The sequence below is a fragment of the Microbacterium resistens genome (assembly GCF_031456305.1).
GTDB classification, from domain to species: Bacteria; Actinomycetota; Actinomycetes; order Actinomycetales; family Microbacteriaceae; genus Microbacterium; species Microbacterium resistens_A.
The window spans coordinates 26163-32631 of the sequence record NZ_JAVDUM010000020.1 but is presented as its reverse complement, the minus strand read 5'-3'; the positions used below and the strand labels follow the sequence as shown (position 1 = coordinate 32631).

The 6469-nt window shown below is 69.4% G+C and carries 4 protein-coding genes; 2 read left to right on the top strand and 2 right to left on the bottom strand.

Annotated features, from left to right (window positions below):
• The first annotated feature begins 111 nt into the window (after positions 1-111).
• On the top strand, positions 112-975 hold the full coding sequence (locus J2Y69_RS17870; RefSeq protein WP_310023303.1) for a PhzF family phenazine biosynthesis protein: 864 nt from the start codon (positions 112-114) through the stop codon (positions 973-975).
• A gap of 817 nt (positions 976-1792) precedes the next feature.
• Here the strand turns inward: J2Y69_RS17870 and J2Y69_RS17865 are convergent.
• Positions 1793-3682: an FAD-binding monooxygenase gene (locus J2Y69_RS17865; protein ID WP_310023301.1), complete on the bottom strand. Its 1890-nt coding sequence runs from the start codon at positions 3680-3682 to the stop codon at positions 1793-1795.
• A 205-nt stretch (positions 3683-3887) separates the two neighbouring features.
• Between J2Y69_RS17865 and J2Y69_RS17860 the strand changes: the two genes are divergently transcribed.
• Complete coding sequence (locus J2Y69_RS17860) at positions 3888-4589, top strand: IclR family transcriptional regulator (protein ID WP_310023299.1); 702 nt, start codon at positions 3888-3890, stop codon at positions 4587-4589.
• 451 nt (positions 4590-5040) lie between these two features.
• On the opposite strand, the gene J2Y69_RS17855 is transcribed toward J2Y69_RS17860, so the two are convergent.
• Positions 5041-6420 carry an MFS transporter gene (locus J2Y69_RS17855; RefSeq protein ID WP_310023298.1) on the bottom strand — a complete coding sequence of 460 codons (1380 nt, stop codon included), beginning with the start codon at positions 6418-6420 and terminating at the stop codon, positions 5041-5043.
• Positions 6421-6469 lie beyond the last annotated feature (49 nt).

Below are 6469 nucleotides of genomic sequence, written 5' to 3'. Positions count from 1 at the left end.
ACGAGTAAGCCTCGCAGACCATGACGACCCCCGTTCTACCGCGAAATCACGCGGCTATGTCAAGAACCCATCCACTCTTTCTGGCCTATAACCCCCGGATACGCTCGATCCATGGCCGTCGACCGTTCCGAGTCCCTCGAAGTCCTGCGCTACGCGGCGTACGCTGCGGCGCCCTACGGCGGGAACCCCGCCGGCGTCGTCCTCGATGCGCAGGGGCTCGACGACGACACGATGCTCCGGATCGCCGCCGACCTCGGATACTCGGAGACGGCCTTCGTGTCCGCCGACGGCAGCGGTGCGCGGCGCCACCCGATCCGCTACTGGTCGCCGGGCGCCGAGGTCCCGTTCTGCGGGCACGCGACCGTGGCCGCAGCGGTCGCGCTGGCCGAGCGGGACGGTCCGGGCGCGATGCTCTTCGAGACCCGCGCCGGCGAGGTCGCGCTCGATGCGACCGTCACGGACCAGGGCGTCGAGGTGGCCTTCACCAGTGTGTCTCCTGAGGTCCGCGACCTCGATCCCGCCGTGCTGTCCCGCCTGCTCGACATCCTGGGCCTCGTCCCCGACGACATCGACCCGGCCTATCCGCCGAGGGAGTCGTTCGCCGGGAACTGGCATCCGATCCTTGTGCTCTCCGATCTCGATCTCTTCCACCAGTTCCGCTTCTCACCGGCGGTCGTGGCCGAGCTCGCCGCAGAACAGGGATGGACCGGCACGGTCACCGTCCTGCACGCCGACGGCGACGGCGAGTACCGTGCACGGAACCTCTTCCCGGTCGGACGCATCACCGAGGATCCCGCCACCGGCTCCGCCGCCGCATCCACCGGCGCGTATCTGCGTGCGATCGGACAGGCCCGCGCGGGGGACGTCATCCGCATCCGCCAGGGCGAGCACGTCGGCCGGCCGAGCCTCCTCACCGTCACGATCCCCACGGAGGGCGGGGTCGTGGTCTCCGGCAGCGCCGTGCGCCTCCCCTGACCGCGCCTCCCCCGGTCCTACCCGGTGTCGGCCCGCTGCACTTCCGTCGGCCCATCAGCCGCAGATCATCCGACAACGGTGGGTCGATCCGACGCGAGGAGCCACCGGGTCGGCCAATGTCACCCCTGTCGGCCCGTTCGCCCGAAACCATCCGACAAAAGTGGATCCACCCGACAGGATGAGCCATCGGCACCGAGCCAACACGCGCGGCATCCCCGGATGGATCGAGGCAGCCGAGCCGGCCGCGTCGGCCAATGTCACTCCTGTCGGCCCAGCAGCCCGAATCCATCAGACAAGAATGGATCCATCCGACCAGGATGAGCAATCGACGCATCGATCGATATCGACGTAGTCCCCAGCCAGGATGAGACAGGGGCGTCCGCATCGGCCCGATGCAAGACCGACAGCGGAGCCACCGGGTCGGCCCGCTTCACTCCCGTCGGCCCGTTCGCCCGAAACCATCCGACAAAAGTGGATCCACCCGACAGGATGAGCCATCGGCACTGAGCCAATGCGCGCGGCATCACCCGGACAAATCGAGGCAGCCGAGTCAGCCACGTCGGCCAATGCCACCCCTGTCGGCCCGACAGCCCGAATCTATCCGACAAAAGCGAAATCACCCGACAGGATGAGCGAGCTGCACTGAGCCAATGCGCACGGCATCACCCGGGCGAATCGAGTCAGCCACGTCGGCCAATGCCACCTCTGTCGGCCCAACAGCCCGAAACCACCCGACAAAAGTGGATTCATCCGACCAGGCGAACCGCCCGTCCGAGCCCTCCAGAAGCCCCGAACCCGAACCTCACCCGGCCCACAGCTAGGCCGGCAGGAAAACCCCGTCGAGGAATGCGGCGAGCTCGGCAGTCGCCTGCAGCGGCAGGATCGCGGCGACGTACTGGTCGGGGCGCACCACGACCACCACGCCGTCGCGGGAGAGCTCGCGCTCGACGAAGATGTCGGTGTCGGTCCAGACGCTCGGCGCGGCGGCGTAGACCTTCTCCCAGTCGGTGAGGCCGAGCGGCCCGGATCTGGGGAGGAAGACCTCGGGCACCGCGGTGATGTCCACGTCCTCAAACGGCTGCTGATAGATCGCCTTCACGTCGAACACCGCGTCGGGGTCGGCATCCGCCGGAGTGAATCGCGCGAGCGGCGACGAGGGCGACCCCATCCACTCCGCCCACGCACCCAACGCCGATGCCTCGCCCGCCGCGGGGGCGTCGGCGAAAGCGTAGACGCGCCACCGGCCGTCCGCGCGCGCATGATGTCCCAGGTGCACGGCGTTGCCGTCGCACACGCGGACGACCTCGGAGGACTTGAAGCGCTTCCCGAGCGGGAACCCGCCGGCCAGCTCCTGCCGGGACCTCGCGGCGATGATCGACGACGGCTCGTACCGCGTCATGAACCCGGACGGGAACTCGGCGGTCGCCAGATAGTAGTTCGCGAGCTCCTGCGGGTCCGAGATCTCCTCGGGCTTGCGCGCCATGAGGGATGACCACTCGCGGTCGAAGTCGATCAGCTGCTGCGCGACCGGCTGCCGCTCGGCCGAGTACGTCGCCAGCAGGGCCTCGGGGCTCCGACCGGTGAGCACGGCGCCCAGCTTCCACCCCAGGTTGAATCCGTCCTGCATCGACACGTTCATGCCCTGACCCGCTTTCGCGCTGTGCGTGTGGCAGGCGTCGCCGGTGAGGAACACACGGGGACCGCGGTCGGACTCCTCCGTCATGTCGTCGAAGCGGTCCGTCACCCGGTGCCCGACCTCGTAGACGCTGTGCCAGGCGACCTCCTTCACGTCGAGCGTGTACGGATGCAGGATGGCGTTGGCCTTCGCGATGATCGTCTCGATCGGGGTCTGACGCACCTGGTGGTCGTCGTCCTCCGGGACCTCGCCCAGGTCGATGTACATGCGGCTGAGGTAGCCGCCCTCGCGGGGGATGTGCAGGATGTTGCCCGCCTCGGAGTTGATCGCGCACTTGGTGCGCCAGTCCGGGAAGTCGGTGTTCACCAGGACGTCCATCACGCCCCAGGCGTGCGCGGAGGATCCGCCGAGGTGCCGGCGCCCGATCGCCTCGCGCACGCCGCTGCGCGCGCCGTCGCAGCCGACGACGTACTTCGCGCGCACGATCCGCTCCTCGCCCGCTCGCTCGCCTGCGACGTGACGGACCCGCACCTCCACCGGGTGCGTGCCGTCGCCCTGCACGGTGAGGCCGAGGAACTCGACGCCGTAGTCGGGGACGATCCGGCCCGGCCCGTGGGCCGCGGCCTCCGCGAAGTAGTCGAGAACCCGCGCCTGGTTCACGATCAGGTGCGGGAACTCGCTGATCTTGAACGCGTAGTCCTCCGTGCGCGCGGTACGGACGATGTTCTGCGGGTTCGCGGGATCCGGCCCCCAGAAGTTCATCCAGGCGATGTTGTAGGCCTCGGCGACGATCCGCTCGGCGAACCCGAACGCCTGGAACGTCTCGACGCTCCGCGGCTGGATGCCGTCGGCCTGACCGAGGACGAGGCGCCCGTCCCGCCGCTCGATGATGCGCGTGGAGACGCCGGGGAACTGCGACATCTGCGCGGCCAGCAGCATGCCGGCGGGGCCGGATCCGACGATCAGGACATCCGTCTCGTCGGGCAGCTCGGTCGGACGGTCCTCGCCGAGACCTGCCGGGGACTGGATGCGGGGATCGCCGGAGACGTACCCGTGGTGGTGGAACTGCATCGTCGTCGATTCCTTCCTGACGGCGCCGTCAGTGTGTGGTTCGTGCTGTGTGGTTCGGGGGTGCTGTGCGTGCGTATGGAGGTTGCGCTCACAGCCATTCGCGTTCTATATTCGAATACACCGTTCTACTATTGAATACAGGCTATCCAACGTCGGGCCGTCGATCAAGACGCTCCGGCCGGACAGGCTCGCGCCCAGGAGATCCATGACCGCTTCCGCCCCCGCCTCGCAGACACTGAGTCGCGGCATCCGGATCCTGGAGATCCTGGCGGACGCCCGCGGCGCCCTATCGATCGACGACCTCGCCGCACGTCTCGAGGTGCACCGGTCGATCGCCTACCGCCTGTTGCGCACCCTGGAGGACCACGGGCTCGTCACCCGCGACGCGGCGGGTCTCGTCGCCCTCGGCCCCCGCATGGCGGCGCTCGCCGCCGGCGTCTCGCACGACCTGCAGGCCGAGGCGCTCCCCGAGCTCACCGCGGTGGCGAACGAGCTCGGCATGACCTGTTTCCTCGCGGTGCTCGACGCCGAGGAGTGCATCACGCTCGTGAGCGTGGAGCCCCGCCACGCCGTCGCGAGCGTCGCCCAGCGACCGGGCGCCCGCCACCCCGTGACGGCGGGGGCGCCGGGGAAGGCGATCCTCGCCCAGCTACCGGACTCCGACGAGGCGTTCGGCACGACCGCGGCGCTGCGGGCCGAGATCGCCGTCGTCCGTGAGCGCGGCTTCGCGACGAGCCACGACGAGGTCATCCCCACCGTGCGATCGGTCGCCGTGCCGTTGAGCCTGCGCGGCGGGCGCCCGGCGTCGATCGCCGTCGTGCACGTCGCATCCGGGCACTCCGATGTCGCGATCGCGGACCGCCTGACCCTCTCGGCCCGGACGATCGCCGAAGCCCTGGGCGGCTGACCCCTCCGCCCCCGCGCTGTCGGTCGCATTCCGCCAGCTGCACGCCGCCAGCTGCACTCCGTTGGTCGCATTCCAGTGGCCGCATTCCAGTGGCCGCGCCCCGTCGACCGTTTTCCGTCGGTCGTGCTCCAGTGACCGCGCCCCTCGATCACATTCCGCCGATCACATTCCGTCGGCTCATCATCAATCCGTCGGCCAATCCGCTACCGAACGCCCGACAAAAGTGGATCGGGCCGACAGAAGTGAACCGGACCGACAGGGAACCGACCGGACGGAACCACCCACGGGAACCGCCCAGGCCAGCCCCAGGCCAGCCAGGACCAGCCCCGAACCGCCCCGGGCCCAGGACCACCCGCCGAACCACCCCGGGGTCACCCCCGAACCACCCGGACCACCCCCGAACCGCCCCGGACCCCGGACCACCCAGGATCACCCCCACACAGCCCCGGAATCAGGCCTTGGACAGGCCGTAGATCGGGCTCTTGGCCTGCTCGGCCTCGTGGTCGGGCCCGAGCGGGATGCCGGAGCGGTCACGCAGCAGCAGGGTGGCGATCAGTCCGATCACCGTCATCCCGGCCAGGTACCAGGTGACGGCCTGGGTGGAGCCGGTCGCCTGCACGATCGCCGTCGCGATGGTCGGCGCGAACGCCCCGCCGGCGATGGCGCCGATCGCATAGGAGATCGAGACGCCCGAGAACCGGATCGATGCCGGGAACAGCTCCGCATAGAGCGCCGCCTGCGGGCCGTAGGTGAAGCCGAGCCCGATGGTGAGGATCGCGAGGCCGGCGAACAGCAGGCCGATCTCTCCGGTGTTCACCAGCGGGAACAGCGCGAAGACTCCGCCGAGCTGCAGGATCCAGCCGATGACGTAGGTCGTGCGACGCCCGATCCGGTCCGACGCCCATCCGGCGAGGAGCGTGGAGAGGAGCCAGGTGACCGCGGATCCGGCGACCGCCCACAGGACGGGACCCCGGTCCAGCTTCAGGGCGCCCTCCGGGTTGGTGGCGTAGCCCTGGATGTAGCCGCCGGTCGTCATGTAGCCGACGGCGTTGTTGCCGGCGAAGACGAGCGCGGCGATGACCACCAGCAGGAGGTGCTTGCGGAAGAGCTCGACGATCGGCATCCTCGCTCCCTCCTTGCGCTCGGCGAGCTCGGTGAACACCGGGCTCTCCTCGACCTTGCGCCGCACGTAGTAGCCGATGAGGATCAGCACCACGCTGAGCAGGAACGGCACGCGCCAGCCCCAGGCGAGGAACTGGTCCCCCGGGGCGACGAGCGCCATGATCGCCATGACACCGGAGGCCAGCAGCAGTCCCAGCGGGACGCCGATCTGCGGCGAGGCGCCGAAGACGCCGCGCTTGGCCTTCGGGGCGTGCTCGACGGCCATCAGCACCGCGCCTCCCCACTCGCCGCCGGCGGAGATCCCCTGGAGGATCCGCAGCAGGACGAGGAGGATGGGCGCCGCGATCCCGATCGTCGTGTAGTCCGGGAGCACGCCGATGAGCGCGGTCGCGGCGCCCATCATGATCAGCGTCCACATCAGCACGGCCTTGCGCCCGACCTTGTCGCCGAAGTGCCCGGCGAGGAATGCGCCGAGGGGGCGGAAGAGGAAGCTCACGCCGACCGTCGCGAAGCCCACGAGCGCGCTGTTGGCGCCGAGCGGTGCGAAGAACAGCTGGCCGAACACGAGTCCGACCGCGGTGGCGTAGATGAAGAAGTCGTACCACTCCACGGTGGTGCCGACGACGGTGGCGAACACGACACGGCGCCGATCGGCCGATGTCGCGATGGTGCCGGTCGGGGTGAACCCGTCCTGTGACTGCCCGCTCATGGGGTGTCTCCTTTGCAAGTGACCTCATCGTCACGGCCTGCGGGATTGC

What these genes read in the sequence shown, in the direction of transcription:
- J2Y69_RS17870 (WP_310023303.1), top strand. Translation starts at nt 112, where the DNA reads ATGGCCGTCGACCGTTCCGAGTCCCTCGAAGTCCTGCGCTACGCGGCG.
- J2Y69_RS17865 (WP_310023301.1), bottom strand. Translation starts at nt 3,682, where the DNA reads ATGCAGTTCCACCACCACGGGTACGTCTCCGGCGATCCCCGCATCCAG.
- J2Y69_RS17860 (WP_310023299.1), top strand. Translation starts at nt 3,888, where the DNA reads ATGACCGCTTCCGCCCCCGCCTCGCAGACACTGAGTCGCGGCATCCGG.
- J2Y69_RS17855 (WP_310023298.1), bottom strand. Translation starts at nt 6,420, where the DNA reads ATGAGCGGGCAGTCACAGGACGGGTTCACCCCGACCGGCACCATCGCG.